At 69.2% G+C, this 16633-nt stretch carries 14 protein-coding genes; 4 read left to right on the forward strand and 10 right to left on the reverse strand.

Features of this window, described 5'->3' with window-relative positions; translation table 11 throughout:
- Window positions 1–14 precede the first annotated feature (14 nt).
- Window positions 15–758: a DNA repair protein RecO gene (gene recO / locus MFF21_RS15620; protein ID WP_238312152.1), complete on the reverse strand. Its 744-nt coding sequence runs from the start codon at window positions 756–758 to the stop codon at window positions 15–17.
- 146 nt (window positions 759–904) lie between these two features.
- Here recO and MFF21_RS15625 point away from each other — a divergent pair, with 146 nt between their 5' ends.
- The 4 genes from MFF21_RS15625 to MFF21_RS15640 all read left to right on the forward strand — a co-directional run bounded on the left by MFF21_RS15625 (window position 905) and on the right by MFF21_RS15640 (window position 3849).
- Window positions 905–1324, forward strand: coding sequence for a hypothetical protein (locus MFF21_RS15625; RefSeq protein WP_238312154.1), 420 nt, complete (start codon window positions 905–907; stop codon window positions 1322–1324).
- A 44-nt stretch (window positions 1325–1368) separates the two neighbouring features.
- Window positions 1369–2082: a gamma-glutamylcyclotransferase gene (locus MFF21_RS15630; RefSeq protein ID WP_238312156.1), complete on the forward strand. Its 714-nt coding sequence runs from the start codon at window positions 1369–1371 to the stop codon at window positions 2080–2082.
- A 172-nt stretch (window positions 2083–2254) separates the two neighbouring features.
- Entirely contained in the window at window positions 2255–3550 is a 1296-nt protein-coding gene (gene oxlT / locus MFF21_RS15635) for an oxalate/formate MFS antiporter (protein ID WP_238312158.1), read from the forward strand.
- 107 nt (window positions 3551–3657) lie between these two features.
- Window positions 3658–3849, forward strand: a complete 192-nt coding sequence (locus MFF21_RS15640; protein ID WP_238312160.1) for a hypothetical protein — start codon at window positions 3658–3660, stop codon at window positions 3847–3849.
- 27 nt (window positions 3850–3876) lie between these two features.
- Here MFF21_RS15640 and dnaE read toward each other — a convergent pair whose 3' ends face one another.
- The 9 genes from dnaE to MFF21_RS15685 all read right to left on the reverse strand — a co-directional run bounded on the left by dnaE (window position 3877) and on the right by MFF21_RS15685 (window position 16631).
- Complete coding sequence (dnaE, locus tag MFF21_RS15645; protein ID WP_238312162.1) at window positions 3877–7398, reverse strand: DNA polymerase III subunit alpha; 3522 nt, start codon at window positions 7396–7398, stop codon at window positions 3877–3879.
- Between the two features lie 435 nt (window positions 7399–7833).
- Entirely contained in the window at window positions 7834–8544 is a 711-nt protein-coding gene (locus MFF21_RS15650) for an ABC transporter ATP-binding protein (protein ID WP_238312164.1), read from the reverse strand.
- Window positions 8545–8565: 21 nt separating this feature from the next.
- The gene (locus MFF21_RS15655; protein WP_238312166.1) at window positions 8566–9882 is read right to left on the reverse strand and encodes a lipoprotein-releasing ABC transporter permease subunit; all 1317 of its coding nucleotides are present in this window, start codon (window positions 9880–9882) and stop codon (window positions 8566–8568) included.
- 7 nt (window positions 9883–9889) lie between these two features.
- Window positions 9890–11215: a proline--tRNA ligase gene (gene proS, locus MFF21_RS15660; RefSeq protein ID WP_238312168.1), complete on the reverse strand. Its 1326-nt coding sequence runs from the start codon at window positions 11213–11215 to the stop codon at window positions 9890–9892.
- Between the two features lie 609 nt (window positions 11216–11824).
- A complete protein-coding gene (locus tag MFF21_RS15665) occupies window positions 11825–13132 on the reverse strand; it encodes a sugar MFS transporter (RefSeq protein ID WP_238312170.1) in 1308 nt (435 codons plus the stop codon).
- Between the two features lie 123 nt (window positions 13133–13255).
- Window positions 13256–13540 carry a DUF1467 family protein gene (locus MFF21_RS15670; protein ID WP_238312345.1) on the reverse strand — a complete coding sequence of 95 codons (285 nt, stop codon included), beginning with the start codon at window positions 13538–13540 and terminating at the stop codon, window positions 13256–13258.
- Window positions 13541–13632: 92 nt separating this feature from the next.
- A complete protein-coding gene (gene mce / locus MFF21_RS15675) occupies window positions 13633–14037 on the reverse strand; it encodes a methylmalonyl-CoA epimerase (protein ID WP_238312172.1) in 405 nt (134 codons plus the stop codon).
- Window positions 14038–14152: 115 nt separating this feature from the next.
- Window positions 14153–15826 (reverse strand): ribonuclease J, encoded by a 1674-nt coding sequence (locus MFF21_RS15680; protein WP_238312173.1) that lies wholly within the window; start codon window positions 15824–15826, stop codon window positions 14153–14155.
- Between the two features lie 19 nt (window positions 15827–15845).
- Window positions 15846–16631: a biotin--[acetyl-CoA-carboxylase] ligase gene (locus MFF21_RS15685; RefSeq protein ID WP_238312175.1), complete on the reverse strand. Its 786-nt coding sequence runs from the start codon at window positions 16629–16631 to the stop codon at window positions 15846–15848.
- Window positions 16632–16633 lie beyond the last annotated feature (2 nt).

A 16633-nucleotide genomic window follows, 5' to 3' on the forward strand; every position in this document is an offset into this window, starting at 1 on the left:
ACATAACACGAACATCAAGGCCGCGTCGCGGTGCCGAGTGCGACGAATCGTGCCCGTTCCTCCGGCGGTGGCAGCCCGCGCGGTTCCCAGATGTGCTGAGTGAGGAAATACCCCGTCAAGGTAAACCCCTCGGAAACGTCCTGGGCGTCCGGAGGGCGCCAGCCGCTGCCGGGAACGGAGCGGTCGCGCAGGAAGGGCGGCAGCGACAGCAGGCGGTCGCGATAGGGTTCGCCCGCCGAGGCGCTGACGGCCCGCCCGCTCCGGGGCGAGACGTAGATCAAGGCGTCGTTCTGGCCGGTCGACGCGCAGGCCGCGAGGTCCAGGCCGAAGCCGAGTTCGGCGAGGACCGCGAGCTCGAAGCGCACCATCAGCGCCGGGGCGATGGCGGGGTCGTCGAGATGGCCCACGAGCACGCGCATCGCCTCGTAGAGGGCGGGATGCGGATCGCGCTCCGGCAGGAGCCGCAGCAGGGACGTGGCATGGCCGATGCCGTAGAGCGCGAGGCCCGAGCCCATCAGCCGCGCCGCGACCATGGCGACGGGCTCCACCGCATAGGTGCCCAGCCCCTCGTCGAGCCGGGCCCGCCAGGTGGCGCGCAGGTGGTTGCCGGGTTGGAGCATCGGCTGCATCCGGCGCGAGCGCCCACCATGGACGAGGCCCGCATGGCGGCCGTGCTCGGCGGTCATCAATTCGAGGATGACGCTCGTCTCCCCGTGCCGGCGCACTCCGATCACCAGCCCGTCGTCGGTCCATTGCATGATGCCAGGACGATACGCGTTCCGGGGACCGCGCGCATCCTGCGCAGGGACGAAACCTCGCCTCGCGCCGATGCAACCGCGGGTCGCTTCCTCGGCCCCTTCCGCGCGGCTACGCTCATCCGGGCTGAGAAGCGGGGAATCGGGCGATGGACGGGCGGCCTGCGATGCGGGGCTTCGCGTTGGGAATCGCGCTCGCCGTCTCCGCCTGCACGACGGCCACGGCCCCGCCGGCCCCCTCCCCGATCGTGCCGACGACCTTCCGCGAACGCGTCGCGGCCCTCGCGCTCAAGCAGGTGAAGTTCGGCGCCGTGTCTCTGCTCCCGGTCCGGTTCGAGCGCAGCCGCATCGCCGGCCCCTTTGAGGACGGGGAGCGCACGCTCTACTGCGTGTCGAGCCGGATGTATGGGCGCGACTTCTTCGAGCCGGAGCGGCCGAAGGTGGTGATCCGCGAAGAGATCGGCACGGAAAAGCTCAGCATCGTCGAGGAGGACGACGAAGTCTGTTCCGGCCATCGCTATCAGCCGTTCCCGGAACTCGACGCTCTCGGCAACCGGCGCGGCGGATAAGCTTCGGGTTGCATTGCGCGGCGGAGTTTGGTCCGCTGCAACCCATGGCTTCGCGCTCGCTCGATCTCAGCCTCGCCCTCATCGCCCGCGCCCACCCCGATCCCGTCGCCGACGACGAGACCGCGCTTCCTCTCCTCTCCGACACGGAACTGACGCCCGGGCTCGAGACCATCCTGGCACATGCGCGCCGCCCGCCGGGCGACCTCTGGGTCTTCGGCTATGGCTCGCTGCTGTGGAGCCCCGAATTCGAGATCGCCGAGCAGAGGGTCGCGACCCTGCGCGGTTGGCACCGCCGGTTCTGCCTGCTGCAACGGCGCTTCCGCGGAACGCCGGAACGGCCGGGCTTCGTCCTCGCCCTGGAGCGCGGCGGCCTGTGCAAGGGCGTAGCCTTCCGCCTTCCCGGGGACGATCCCCACGCCGTGCTGATGCCGCTCTGGCGGCGGGAGATGAAGGGCAAGGGCTACGAGGCCCGCTGGGTGGAGGTCGCGACCGCGCAGGGGCCGGTCACGGCGCTCACCTTCGTCGCCAACCGCGCGAGCGACCGCTACAGCGGACGCCTTTCAGAAGAGGCCATCGCCGACAAGATCGCCAGCGCCTGCGGCCATCTCGGCCCGAGCGCGGAATACCTGTTCCGGACGGTCGCCGCCTGCGCCGAACTCGGGATTCGCGACCGCCACCTCTGGCGGCTCCAGTCCCTCGTGGCCGCTCGGCTGCGTGACGGTGACACAGCCTCACAGAAAATTGAGAGCTGCGCTTAAGCTTCCGTGAAAACAGCGATTTCTCAGAGACTCCCCGCTCGCGACCATGTGCCGCGAACACACCCCGCCAGCGTTTTCGTGCCGGGATCGTCATCTGGTATATTGCATACCTGACGAAATTTTGCATGCTCGCGGGACGGTCGCAGGACCGAACCAAAACAAGGATTCAGGGATGGAACGCCAGGACGCCCCCTCGGCCAAATGGTGGCAGCTCGCCTTCGGCGTGCTCTGCATGGCCATGATCGCCAACCTGCAATACGGCTGGACTCTGTTCGTCGATCCGATCGACGCGAAGCACCACTGGGGGCGGGCGGCGATCCAGCTGGCCTTCACGCTGTTCGTGGCCACCGAGACTTGGCTGGTGCCGGTCGAGGCCTGGTTCGTGGACCGCTACGGCCCCAAGATCGTGGTCTGCTTCGGCGGCTTCATGATCGCCCTGTCCTGGGTGCTGAACGCCCATGCCGACTCGCTCGCCCTGCTCTACGCGGCGGCCGTGGTCGGCGGCATCGGCGCCGGCTCGGTCTACGGCACCTGCGTCGGCAACGCCCTGAAGTGGTTTCCCCATCGCCGCGGCCTCGCGGCCGGTGCGACGGCGGCGGGCTTCGGCGCCGGCGCGGCCATCACCGTGGTTCCGATCGCCAAGATGATCGAGACCAGCGGCTACCAGGACGCCTTCCTCTATTTCGGCCTCGGCCAGGGCGCCGTGGTGATCGCGCTGTCCTTCCTGCTGCGGAAGCCCTCGACCCTGGTTCCGGTCACCCGCAAGAACCTGCGCCTCCCCCAGACCACCGTCGACCGCACGCCCCGCGAGGCGGTCCGCACGCCGGTATTCTGGGTGATGTACGTGATGTTCGTGATGGTTGCCTCCGGCGGCCTGATGGCGGCGGCGCAGATCGCCCCGATCGCCCACGACTTCAAGGTCGCGGACGTGCCGGTGAGCCTGTTCGGTATGCAGATGGCGGCGCTGACCCTGGCGATCTCGCTGGACCGCATCTTCGACGGGTTCGGTCGCCCGTTCTTCGGCTTCGTGTCCGACAATATCGGCCGCGAGAACACGATGTTCATCGCCTTCAGCATCGCCGCCCTCGCGACGATCATGCTGATCGGCTACGGCCGCACGCCGATCGTCTTCGTGCTCGCCACGGCCTGCTACTTCGCGGTGTTCGGTGAGATCTACTCGCTGTTCCCGGCGACCTGCGGCGACACCTTCGGCTCCAAGTATGCAGCCAGCAACGCCGGCCTGCTCTACACCGCCAAGGGCACCGCGGCCTTCATCGTGCCCTTCGCGAGCATGCTGTCGGCGGCCTATGGCTGGACGGCGGTCTTCGCCCTGGTGATCGGCTTCAACATCACCGCGGCGGCTCTGGCCCTGTTCGTGCTGAAGCCGATGCGCCTGCGCCTTCTGGCCTCCGAGGACGCGCCCACCGCGACGCGTTCCGTCAAGCTCGCCGAGAACGCCTCGGCGTGACGCGACGTGCGGGCGCGCTTTGCCCGCACGCTTTTTCCTCCGACACTTGCGAGCCCGGCGCCCTCGGCGTCGGGCTTGCCTTTCCCGGATGCGCCTCGGAGCGATCGATGAATGTCCCCGCGGCGCTTGCCCTGCAGAGCATCCCCTTCGCCGGCCTCGCCTTCCTGCGCAGCCGGAACCCGAGCCGCTTCATCCTGCTCTACGCGGTCATCCTGGGGCTCCTGCTCTCGGCCATCGCGCTGATGGGCGATCCCCGCATTGCGGAGACCTTCGAGCAGAGCATCGAGCAGGCGGAGTAGAGACGCGCGGGTGCCGCGGCCCCGGCCTCAGTTCACCTCGACCTGCACCACGCCCGGCACCGCCCGCAGGGCGCCCGCGAGCTGGGGGCTCGCCTGGTAGCGGTCCTTCAGCTTCACCTCGACCTCGCGCTCGCCGCCGTCGAGGATGAGGATCAGCGACACCTCCCCCTCCCCGCGCATGGTCAGGCGCTGCTGCACCGAGCCCAAGGCCCGGTCGTCGCGCAGGTAGATGCGCATGCCCTTCTGGTGGCGGGCCACCGCCTGGTCGAGGGGCTCCGCGGTCTGGATGCGGGCGCGCACGTCCTCGCCCTCTAGGTTCGCCTGGAGCGTCAGCACGAGCGGGCGGCCGGGCTCCAGGATGTCCCGGTAATGGCCGAGGCCCTCCGAGAAGATGATCGCCTCGAAATGACCGGTCTGGTCCGAGAGCGTGACGATGCCGAGCTTGTTGCCGCTCTTGGTGCGCCGCTCCGCCCGGTCGAGCACGGAGGCGGCGACCCGGCCGACGCTGGCCGAGCCCGCCCGCACCGCGCGGCAGAAATCCACCCAGCTCTGGACGCGCAGCCGGTCGAGCAGGCCGGCATATTCGTCGAGGGGATGGCCCGAGAGGAAGAAGCCGATGGCCTCGTATTCCTTCTTCAGGGTCTCCGACATCGGCCAGGGCTCGTAGGGCGGCACCCGCAGACCCACCTCCGCGGCGGTGACGCCGCCGAACATGTCGACGATGCCGGTCGTCTCGGCCTCGGCCGCGCCCTGGGCCATCTTCATCATCGGCTCGACGGCGGCATAGGCGCGGGCCCGGTCCGGCTCGATGCAGTCGAGGGCGCCGCCGGCGATCAGGTTCTCGAGCGTCCGCTTGTTGACGTGGCGTGGGTTGAGGCGCCGGGCGAAGCAGGCGAGGTCCTTGAACGGCCGGTCGCCGCGCGCTTCCACGATCGATTCCACCGCCGCCCGGCCGACGCCCTTGATGGCGGCGAGCGCGTAGCGGATGCGCCCCTCGTGCACCGTGAAGACCACGCCCGAGGTGTTGATCGAGGGCGGCTCGACGGTGATCTTCAGCCGCTGCGCGTCCTGGCGGAATTCGGCGATCTTGTCGGTGTTGTCGATGTCCAGCGTCATGGCCGCGGCTAGGAACTCGACCGGGTAGTTCGCCTTCAGATAGGCCGTCTGGTAGGTCACCAGGGCATAGGCCGCCGCGTGCGACTTGTTGAAGCCGTAATCGGCGAACTTGGCGAGCAGGTCGAAGATCTCGTTGGCCTTCGCCTGCGCGATGCCGCTTTCGAGGCAGCCCTTCACGAAGCGGTCGCGCTGGGCGTCCATCTCCGCCTTGATCTTCTTGCCCATGGCGCGGCGGAGCATGTCGGCCTCGCCGAGGGTGTAGCCGGCAAGGACCTTGGCGACCTCCATCACCTGCTCTTGGTAGACGATGATGCCGAAGGTCTCCCGCAGGATCGGCTCCAGCATCGGATGCGGGTACCAGCTCGCCTCGTTGCCGGCATCGCGCCCGAGCTTGCGCTCGCAATAGACCGGGATGTTGGCCATCGGGCCCGGCCGGTAGAGCGCCACCAGGGCGATGATGTCCTCCAACCGGTCGGCTTGCATCTCGCAGAGCGCCTTGCGCATGCCCGCCGATTCCACCTGGAACACCCCGACGGTCTCGCCGCGGCCCATGGGCTCGTAGGTCGTCTTGTCGTCGAGGGGGATCTGCGCGAGATCGACCTCGATGCCGCGCTGCTTGAGCAGATCCGTGCAGCAGCGCAGCATGGTCAGGGTCTTGAGGCCCAGGAAGTCGAACTTCACCAGCCCCGCCTGCTCGACCCATTTCATGTTGAACTGGGTCACCCGCATGCCGGTCTTCGGGTCTCGGTAGAGCGGCACCAGCTCCTCGAGGGGCCGGTCGCCGATCACCACGCCGGCGGCGTGGGTCGAGGCGTGGCGGTGCAGGCCCTCCAGCTTCTTGGCGATCTCCATGAGGCGGGCGACGATCGGCTCCTCCTCGATCGCCTGCTGCAGCTTGGGCTCGCCCTCGATGGCCTGGACCAGGGTGACCGGGTTGGCCGGGTTCTGCGGCACGAGCTTGGTCAGCTTGTCGACCTGCCCGTAGGGCATCTCCAGCACGCGGCCGACGTCGCGCAGCACGCCGCGGGCGAGCAGCGTACCGAAGGTGATGATCTGCGCCACCTGCCGTTCGCCGTAGCGGCGCTGCACGTACTGGATCACCCGCTCGCGGCCCTCGACGCAGAAGTCGATGTCGAAATCCGGCATCGAGACGCGCTCGGGGTTGAGGAAGCGCTCGAACAGCAGGCCGAAGCGGAGCGGATCGAGATCGGTGATGAGGAGCGACCACGCCACCAGCGAGCCGGCACCCGAGCCGCGGCCCGGCCCGACCGGGATGTCGTGCTCCTTGGCCCACTTGATGAAGTCCGAGACGATCAGGAAGTAGCCCGGGAACTTCATCTTGACGATGACGTCGAGCTCGAACTTCAGGCGCGCGCGGTAATCCTCTTCCGAGAAGCCGGGGGCGGTGCCGTGCTGCTTCAGGCGCAGCTCCAGCCCGGCCTCGGCCTGCCGGCAGAGCTCGGTCGGCTCGTCGGCGGCCACCTCCTGCGCGACCGCCTCGGTCGCCTCGGCGATCGCTTCCGCCATGGCCGGCGTCTCGCCCGCGGCCACGGCGCCGAAATTCGGCAGGATCGGCTTGCGGGTGCGCACCCGGTAGGCGCAGCGCATCGCCACCTCGACCGTGGCGCTCAGGGCGTCCGGCAGGTCGCGGAACAGCTCGACCATCTCGGCGCGGGTCTTGAAGCCGTGCCGGGGTGTCAGCCGGCGGCGGCGCTCGTCGGAGACGAGGCGGCCCTCGGCGATGGCGAGCAGCGCGTCGTGGGCGTCGTAATCGGCCTCCTTCGAGAAGAAGGGCTCGTTGGCGGCCACCATCCCGAGGCCGTGGCGCTGGCCCAGAGCCAGCAATTCGCGCTCGATGCGCGCCTCGCCCTCGGCGCCGTGGCGCTGCAATTCGAGATAGAGATTGTCCTCGCCGAAGGCCTCTTTCAGCCGGTCGAGGCGGCGGGCCACGAGATCGGCCCGGCCGGCGCGGATCGCCTGGTCGAGGGGGCCGGTCGGGCCGCCCGAGAGGGCGATCAGGCCCGCCGAGGCCTCCTTCAAGGCCTGCGCGTCCAGGCAGGGCGGCTCGCCCAGGGGGACGTCGAAATGCGCGCGGCTCGCCAGCCGCAGCAGGTTGCCGTAGCCGGCCTCGTCCTGGGCGAGCAGCACGAGGTTGGCACTGCCGAGCTGGGCACCGCGCACCATCGGATCGGGCGCCTCGAACCGCACGGAGAGCTGGATGCCGGGAATCGGCTGGATGCCCTTGCCCGCCGCCTTCTCGGAGAATTCCAGGGCGCCGAACAGGTTGTTGGTGTCGGTGAGCGCGAGCGCCGGCTGCCGGTCGCCATAGGCCGCCCCGATCAGGTCGCCGACCTTCAGGGCACCTTCGAGGAGCGAATAGGACGAGTGGACGTGGAGGTGGACGAAACCGACCTCCTTCAGCAACCGCGTCATGACCGACCTTCGTTGGGGGCGGGCAGGATCGGGAGAATCGGCTCAAGAGTCGACTGCGAGCCGGCTCACGAGACGCGATATCCACCGGCCGTGCCCCCGCGGCATCATCGCCCAGGGGCGGAGGCACCCGCGGCGGGGCCTTTCCGCGATCTCCTGTGAACAACCCGTTTCCGGCGGAACACGGGCGGACCCTTCAACGCGGCCTTCACCGGATCGGCGACAGAGCTACGGCCCAGAGCACGACAGCGCTCGACAGGAGCCCGAAAGCGGTGAACTCGACCATGCCGGTGAGGATGATGCGCCTGACCATGTTCGCCTCCCGTTCTGTGTACGGGAGAAGTTTTGTTCCTGTTTTGTTCTGTGTAAAGCCTGTGCAGGACGCGTTCGGAAACTGGGGTTAACGTGCGGTAAATCAGGCCCCGATCGACAGGCGCCTCACACCACCTGCTCGATCAGCCCGTCCCGGATCGTGACCCGGCGGTCCATGCGGGCGGCGAGGTCGAGGTTGTGGGTGGCGATCAGCGCGGCGAGCCCCGAGGCCCGCACCAGCGCCATCAGGACGTTGAAGACGTGGTCCGCCGTGTGCGGGTCGAGATTGCCGGTGGGCTCGTCCGCCAGCAGCAGGCGCGGGCCATTGGCCACGGCGCGGGCGATGGCGACGCGCTGCTGCTCGCCGCCGGACAGCTCGGCCGGACGGTGCGGAAGCCGGGCGCCGAGGCCGAGGAAGCTCAGAAGCTCGGTGGCGCGCTTCTTCGCCTCGGCCCGGGAGAGGCCGCGGATGAGCTGGGGCATCACCACGTTCTCCAGGGCGGAGAACTCCGGCAGCAGGTGATGGAACTGGTAGACGAAGCCCATCTCCTCGCGCCGGATGCGCGTGCGCTCCACATCCGACATCGCCGCGGTCGGCCGGCCGCCGATATAGACCTCGCCCCCGTCCGGGCGCTCCAGCAGGCCGGCAAGGTGCAGCAGGGTCGACTTGCCCGCGCCCGAGGGTGCGACCAGCGCCACCAGCTCGCCGGGCCAGATCGCGAGATCGGCCCCGCGCAGGATCTCGAGGGCGCCCTCCGCCTGGGCGTAGCGCCGCTCGACGCGGGCGAAGAACAGAGCCGGCACCGGCTGGCCGCCGGCTGCCTCCTTGCTGGACATGTGAGGAAACAGCTCCCGGGATCAGCCGTAGCGCAGGGCCTGCACCGGATCGAGCCGGGCGGCGCGCCAGGAGGGATAGAGGGTCGCCACCAGCGAGAGGGCGATGGAGGTGAGCACCACCGCCGTGATCTCGTTGGCGTTCATCTCCGCCGGGATCTCGGCGAGGAAGCGCACGGTCGGATCCCAGGCGGAGGGGAAGAGGATCCGCTGGATCGGCTTGATGTTGAGGGTGAACACGATCCCGAGCGCGAGCCCGCACAGGGTGCCGACGATGCCGATCAGGGCGCCGTTGAGCAGGAAGACCCGCATGATCGTGCCCGGCGTCGCCCCCATGGTGCGCAGGATCGCGATGTCGCTCGACTTGTCGCGCACGAGCAGGATCAGGCCGGAGATGATGTTGAGGGTCGCCACCACCACAATCAGGCTGAGGATGAGGAACATCACGTTCCGCTCCACCTCCAGCGCGCCGAAGAAGGTGCGGTTGCGCTGGCGCCAATCGGTGAGCACCACCGGGCGCTCCGCGGCCATCTCCAGGTCGCCGCGCAGCTCGGCCACCCCGTCGGGATTGTCGATATAGACCTCGATCAGGCTGACATCGCCGTCGCGGTTGAAGAAAGCCTGCGACTCCGTCAGCGGCATGAACACGAAGGTCTGGTCGAACTCGGTCATGCCGATCTCGAACACCGCCTTGACCGTGTAGGTCTTGGTGCGGGGCGCCACGCCGAAGGGCGTGCTGGCGCCCTTCGGCGTCGAGAGGGTGATCTGGTCGCCGGCCTGGAGGCCGAGCGTCTCCGCGAGCCGGCGGCCGATGGCGACGCCGGTGCCGTCGTCGAAGCCGGCGAGCGAGCCGCCTTTGATGTTGGAGGAGATCGCCGCGATCTTGTCGAGGTCCTTGGCGCGTACGCCGCGCACCAGCACGCCGGAGCCGCCATAGGGCGAGGAGGCGAAGGCCTGCCCCTCCACGAGGGGGATCGCCGCGCGCACGCCGGCCACCTTCTCCAGGCGGTCGGAGAGGTCGGCATAGTCGGTGAACAGGCGATCGACCGGGGCGACGAAGATGTGGCCGTTCAGCCCGACGATCTTCGACAGCAATTCCGTGCGGAAGCCGTTCATCACCGAGAGCACGATGATGAGCGTGGCGACGCCGAGGGCGATGCCGAGCACCGAGAACAGGGCCACCACCGAGACGCCGCCGCCCCGCCGCCGCGCCCGGAGGTAGCGCCCGGCGATGATCCACTCGAAGGGCGCGAAGGGCGCGGTGCCGCCGCCGCCGAAGCGCGCGGCGAGGCTGCCGGCGAATGCCCGTGCCTTGATCCCGAGACCGGCCGCGCCCGCCATCGCCGCCTCAGACCAGCCGGAAGCGCGCGACGAGGTCGATCGGCGCGATGGTCTCGCGCTCGCCGGTGGCGCGGCGCTTGATCTCGACCTTGCCCTCGGCGAGCCCCTTCGGCCCGACGATGACCTGCCAGGGCAGGCCGATCAGGTCGGCGGTGGCGAACTTGGCGCCGGGGCGCTCGTCGCGGTCGTCGTAGAGCACCGACATGCCGCCGGTCTCCAGGCTCGCCTGGATCTCGGCGCAGGCCTTGTCGCAGGCGGCGTCGCCGACCTTCAGATTGATCAGGGCGACGTCGAAGGGCGCGACGGAATCCGGCCAGATGATGCCGCCCTCGTCGTGGCTCGCCTCGATGATCGCCGGCACGAGTCGGCTCGGGCCGATGCCGTAGGAGCCCATATGCACCGGCCGCTCCTGGCCGTCCGGCCCGGTGACCACGGCCTTCATCGGCGCGGAATACTTGGTGCCGAAATAGAAGATGTGCCCGACCTCGATGCCGCGGGCGGACATGCGCGCCTCCTCGGGCACCTCGGCGAAGACCGCCGCGTCGTGCATCTCGTCCGTGGCGGCGTAATGCGAGGTCCAGGCGTCGACCGTGCCCTGCAGCCCGGCCACGTCGTCGAAATCGACGGTGGGCGGGGGGATGTCGAAGTCGAGATAGGCCTTGTCGCAGAAGACCTCGCTCTCGCCGGTCTGGGCGAGGATGATGAACTCATGGCTGAGATCGCCGCCGATCGGGCCGGTATCCGCCCGCATCGGGATCGCCTTGAGGCCGAGCGCCGAGAAGGTCCGCAGGTAGGCCACGAACATCTTGTTGTAGGAGTGCCGCGCACCGGCCTGGTCGAGATCGAAGGAATAGGCGTCCTTCATCAGGAATTCCCGCGAGCGCATGGTGCCGAAGCGCGGCCGCACCTCGTCGCGGAACTTCCAGGAGATCTGGTAGAGGTTCTTGGGCAGGTCCTTGTAGGAGCGCGCGCTCGCCCGGAAGATCTCGGTGACGACTTCCTCGGCGGTGGGCCCGTACAGGATGTCGCGCTCGTGGCGATCCTTGATGCGCAGCATCTCCTTGCCATAGGCCTCGTAGCGGCCCGATTCCCGCCAGAGATCGGCCGACTGGATCGTCGGCATCAGGATCTCGATGGCGCCGGCGCGGTTCTGCTCCTCGCGGATGATCTTGCAGACCTTGTCCAGCACCCGCAGGCCGAGCGGCAGCCAGGCATAGATGCCCGCCGCCTCCTGACGGATCAGGCCCGCGCGCAGCATCAGCCGGTGCGAGACGATCTCGGCTTCCTTGGGCGTCTCGCGCAGGATCGGCAGGAAGTAGCGGGAGAGACGCATCGTCAGGCCTTCATGAAACCTTTTCGCACCCGTTGAGGGCGCGCTTGCGGGGCACACAACACATTGCCCCGGCAAAAGACAAGCGTTCCGGGGCGACGGTCTCCGCGCAATCGACGGACGGGGACTTCACATCCCGCTGGCGCCGCACCGCGCCGCGGTGACCCCGACCGGAAGGGCATATTGCCCCGTGAAAAAAAACGCAGCAAATCTCTCTTGGGCTGATGACAAAGGGAAATCTTCTTCCTATAAGCGGCCCCGTGATGGTCGCAGCCGTCTTCCGGCAGCGAACGGTCCGGGTCTTGGGAGGAACAATCAGCCGCCGCGCCGATCAAGATGCGCGAGACAAATCGAGGCTGTTCATATCCTTTATTCAAAAGCAAGGCTTCGAGCCTTGCTTTTTGTTTTGTTGGACCCTCCCTTCCAACGCGTAAGTCTTGAAGACCCGCTCGCAGCAGAGCGGCCTCGGATGCGGCGTATCCGATTGTCTTGGACGCGCCCGATCTCCCCGGACATCTGGACCGTCCCGCCGCTCCCCCAGCTCAGCCGGCAAAGCATTACGCGACTTCTCGCGGTCGTCTCCCGAGATCCGGCCCGCGGCCGTGCACGCCGCTACGCGGCGACCGCGCCGGACCGCGTCGAGGCCTGGCCGAACACGTCCCGCAGGTTGGCGAAGGCGTAGGCCGCGATGCAGAGGTAGCAGACCACCGGGGCGCCGAGGGATAAGGCAAGCCCGAAGCCATCCGCCAGCATGCCGGTGATCACGGGCACGATCGCCCCGCCGACGATGGCGACACAGACGATCCCCGCCCCCTGCGCGGTCCGCGCGCCCAGCCCTTCGATCGCCATGGCGAAGATGGTCGGGAACATGATCGCATTGGCGAGCCCCACCGCGATCAGCGTCCAGGCCGCGAGCGGACCGGCCGACAGGCCCGACAGGGTCGCGAGTAGGCCGGCCGTAAGCGCGCAGGCACAGAGCGCCGCCCCCGGCCGCACGAGGCGCAGCACCGCCGCGCCGACGATGCGGCCGGTGAGCGCGCCGCCCCAATAGAAGCTGAGGAGATGAGCCGCCCGTTCGGGGGGCGCCGCCAAAACCCGGGGCTGCTCCAGATAGCTGACCATCAGCGTCCCGATGGAGACTTCGGCGCCGACATAGAGGAAGATCGCCAGGGCTCCGAAGGCGAGGCGCGGCCGCCGCAGCAGGTCGAGCCCGAGGCCGCCGCCCCCGGCGGAGGCCGGCTTCTCCTCCCGCACCCGGCGGCGCAGGGACCAGAACAGGATCGCCAGGGCGCCGAGCCCCAGGGCGATCACCAGAAAGGGCGTGCGCACGACATCGGCCTCGGCTTGGCGCGCCGCGGCGAGGGCCGCCGCGTCCGTGCCCGCGGGCGCAGCCGATTGCGCCAGGATGGTGTAGGCGCCGATCACCGGCCCCACGGTGGTGCCGAGGGAATTGAAGGTCTGGGCCAGGGTGAGGCGGCTCGAGGCCTGGGCCGGGTCGCCGAGCCGGGCCACCAGGGGATTGGCCGCGACCTGAAGGATGGCGATGCCCGAGGCCATCACGAACAGGGCGAGCAGGAACATCGGGAACAGCCCGAGCCGCGCCGCCGGCGCGAAAAGCAGGCAGCCCGTGGCCATGACGAGCAGCCCGGTGACGAGGCCGCGCATGTAGCCGATCCGCGCCACCATCGCGCCGGCCGGCAGCGAGACGAGGGCAAAGGCCGCGAAGAAGCAGAACTGGGTGAGTGTCGCCTCGGTGTAGCTCAGCGAGAACAGGCTCTTGAGCTTGGGCGTGACGATGTCGACGAGAACGGTGGCGAGCCCCCAGGCGAAGAACAGCGCCAGCATGAAGGGAAAGAGCCAGCCCTGGCCGCCCGACCCGCCCTCGCTCCTGGCGGAGGTCGTCCCCGGGGCCGTCACCATGGCGTTCTCCCTGTCGCGCGCGGGCCAAGCCCGGCTCGCCCTTCGGCAGCTGCGCGTCCGGGGCAAAGTTGCAGAGGCAACGGCTCGGCTGTCAACAGAAAGCCGCACCGCATCCCAGGGGCTTCACAGCCGGGCCAGGGGGAAGACCAGCACCGCGATGAAGAAGGCCACGGCTGCGACGAGGGTCGTGACGAGGGCCTTCTCGCGCAGGCGCGGCAGGGCGGGCGCGCCGGGATCCTGCCCCGGCACCATCCGCTGCGGATCGGCTTCCGGCGCGTTGCCGATCGGCAGAATCGCGAACAGGAAGGTCCACCACAGCACGAAATAGAGGGCGCAGGCTCCGAACACGGTCAGGTCGAACACCTTCACGGCGATCCAGGCGATCGCCGCCACGCCGGCGGCGACCATGAGGAGCGTGAGCGGCGTGGAGGCCGCGACGGATCGGAACAGGCTGCGCACGAAGGGGCTCTCTCGGAAACGTCGGAACGGCCGCAGGTCGCTCAGACCTGTTCCAGTTCCACGAGGGTGCCGAGGAAGTCCTTGGGATGCAGGAAGATCACCGGCTTGCCGTGGGCGCCGATCTTCGGCTCGCCGGTCCCGAGCACGCGGGCGCCGGCAGCCTTCATCTTGTCGCGGGCGGCGATGATGTCCTCGACCTCGTAGCAGACATGGTGAATGCCGCCGGCCGGGTTCTTGTCCACGAAGCCCTGGATGGTCGAGTTCTCGCCGAGGGGCGACATCAGCTCGACCTTGCTGTTGGGCAGCTCGACGAACACCACCGTCACGCCATGCTCCGGCTGCGGCAGCGGCTCGGTCACCTTGGCGCCGAGGGTGTCGCGATAGACGGCCGTCGCCGCCTCGAGGTCCTTCACGGCGATGGCCACGTGGTTGAGCCGCCCGATCATTGTGTCGTCCTCCCTCGTCTCGTTCTTCGGTCACCGCGGGCGCGCGCGACGGGTCGCCCGCCGGCGCCCGCGGTGACCGTTTCGGTCCCCGGCGCACGGAGCGCCGGGAAAGCTATCACACCTCGACCACCTGCACGTGGCAGGCGGGCTTCTTACCCCAGGCCTCGTTGACGGCGGAGCGGACGGCCCGGTCGACCGCGTTCTCCACGGCCTCGGAATCCTTCATCTTGCCGCGCGACAGGCCGCTCAGGGTCCGGTGCACCGTGTCCACCACCGTGTCGAGCAGGGGTTCGTTCGAGCGCCCGCGGTTGGGCAGACCCATGATGTCCACCGCCGGCTCGCCGATCACCTCGCCCCGCTCGTCGATGGCGATGGCCACCGAGACGATGCCCGTCTGGGCGAGCTTGCGGCGCTCCGGGATCGCCCGGTCGTTCGCGTCGATCAGGACATTGCCGTCCTTGAACAGGCGGCCGGCCTTGACGTGGCCGATCACCTCCGGGGCGCCCGGCGCCAAGCGCACCACGGAGCCGTTGCGCGCCTTCACCACCGTGTCGACGCCCTGCGAGCGGGCGAAGCGCGCATGCTCGTCGAGATGCAGGGCCTCGCCGTGCACCGGCACGGCGGCCTTGGGCCGCGTCCAGGAATACATCGCCACCATCTCGTCCCGGCGGGGATGGCCGGAGACGTGAACGAGTTCGGTCCGGTCGGTGATGACCTCGACGCCGGCCTCGATCAGGTCGTTGATGATGGCCCCGACATCCCGCTCGTTGCCGGGGATGGCCCGCGAGGAGAAGATCACCCGGTCGCCCGCGGTCAGCGAGATCGCCGGATGGTCGTCCCGCGACACCCGGGCCAGGGCCGCCCGGGACTCGCCCTGCGAGCCGGTGAGCAGGCAGACGACCTTGTCGCGGGGCAGGCGCGCGTAGGAATCGGCGGAGAGGAAGTCGGGCAGGCCGTCGAGATAGCCGCATTCCCGGGCGACATCGATCACCCGGTCCATGGCCCGGCCCACGGCGATCACCTGCCGGCCGCAGGCCTTGGCCGCGTCGGCCACGGCGCGGATGCGGGCGACGTTGGAGGCGAAGGTCGTCACCGCGACCCGGTGCGGCGCCTCCTCGATCAGGCGGGCCAGGGTGGCCGCCACCTCGGACTCGCTCGGGGAACGGCCCTCGCGCACGATGTTGGTGGAATCGCAGACGAGCGCCAGCACGCCCTCGTCGCCGAGCGCCCGGAAGGCGTCGGGCGAGGTGATGTCGCCGGCCACCGGCGTGTCGTCGAGCTTCCAGTCACCCGTATGCAGCACGAGGCCGTGCTCCGTGCGGATGGCGATGGCGTTCGATTCCGGGATCGAGTGTGAGACGGGCACGAACTCGATCTCGAAGGGGCCGATCGGCACGCGCTTGCCGGGCTTGATCTCGCGCAGCTCCACCTTCGGCGCGCCAGGCTCGGAGAGCCGGCGGGTCTCCAAGAGCTGCTTGGCGAAGCGAGTCGCGTAGACCGGCGCCTTGAGCCGCGGCCACAGCTCGCTCACCGCGCCGATATGATCCTCGTGCGCATGGGTGATGAAGATGCCCAGAAGGTCCTTCCGGCGCTCCTCGATGAAGCTGAGGTCGGGGAACATCAGGTCGATGCCGGGGAAACCCTCCTCGCCGGCAAAGCCCATTCCGCAATCGACCATGATCCATTTGCGGCTCTTCTCCGGGCCGAAGCCATAGAGGGCCGCGTTCATGCCGATCTCGCCCACGCCGCCGAGCGGCACGAAGACGAGTTCGTCCTGCCTAGTCGTCATCTTGTCCTTGGTTCCACGTTCAGGCCGCCGTCGCGGCTTCTCCGAAATGCACCTCGCCCGCCGTCACGGTTCGCCGCGTACCATCATCCGGGGCGAGGATCACGAGCCGCCCCCCCTCGTCGATATCGTCGAAGGTCCCCGCCAGCGTCTCGCTGCCGGTGCGCACCGCCACGGGCTGCTTCAGCCCCGCGGCGCGCTCCAGCCAGCGCCGGCGGATTCCTTCCGGAAATCCGCGCCCCTTGTTCCAGATCCGGGCCGCTTCCACAAATCGTTCCGACAGGAATTCGAAGAGAAGCGGCGCATTGCCCCCGCCATGATCGCGCAGGCAGGCCGCCGGAGAGGGCAATCCCTCGGGTGCGGCGGCGACATTGACGCCGAAACCGATCACCACCGCCCGCCGCCCGCCGGGCAGCTGCTCGGCTTCGAGGAGGATGCCGGCGAGCTTCCTGCCCTCCGCCAGTACGTCGTTGGGCCATTTCAGGCGGAACGCGTCCGGGGACTTGGTCACGTCGCCGAGCGCCCCCACCAGGGCCACGCCGGCCACGAAGCCCAGGGTCGCGACCAGCTCCGGCGCCACGCCCGGCACCGGCCAGAGCAGGCTGGCGGCGAGGTTGCCTTCCGGCGAGACCCAGGCATTGCCGCGCCGCCCTCGGCCCGCCTCCTGGCGCTTCGTCACCACCCAGAGCGGGCCGGCCGTCCCCTCCCGGGCGAGGCGCAGGGCCTCGCTGTTGGTCGAGGGCAGCGTGTCGTGCAGGTGCAAACGATGCCCCTCGGCCCTTGCCCCCTGGCCGAGCCGAAACGTCATCG

The sequence above is a fragment of the Methylobacterium organophilum genome, assembly GCF_022179465.1.
Classification (GTDB): Bacteria; Pseudomonadota; Alphaproteobacteria; order Rhizobiales; family Beijerinckiaceae; genus Methylobacterium; species Methylobacterium organophilum.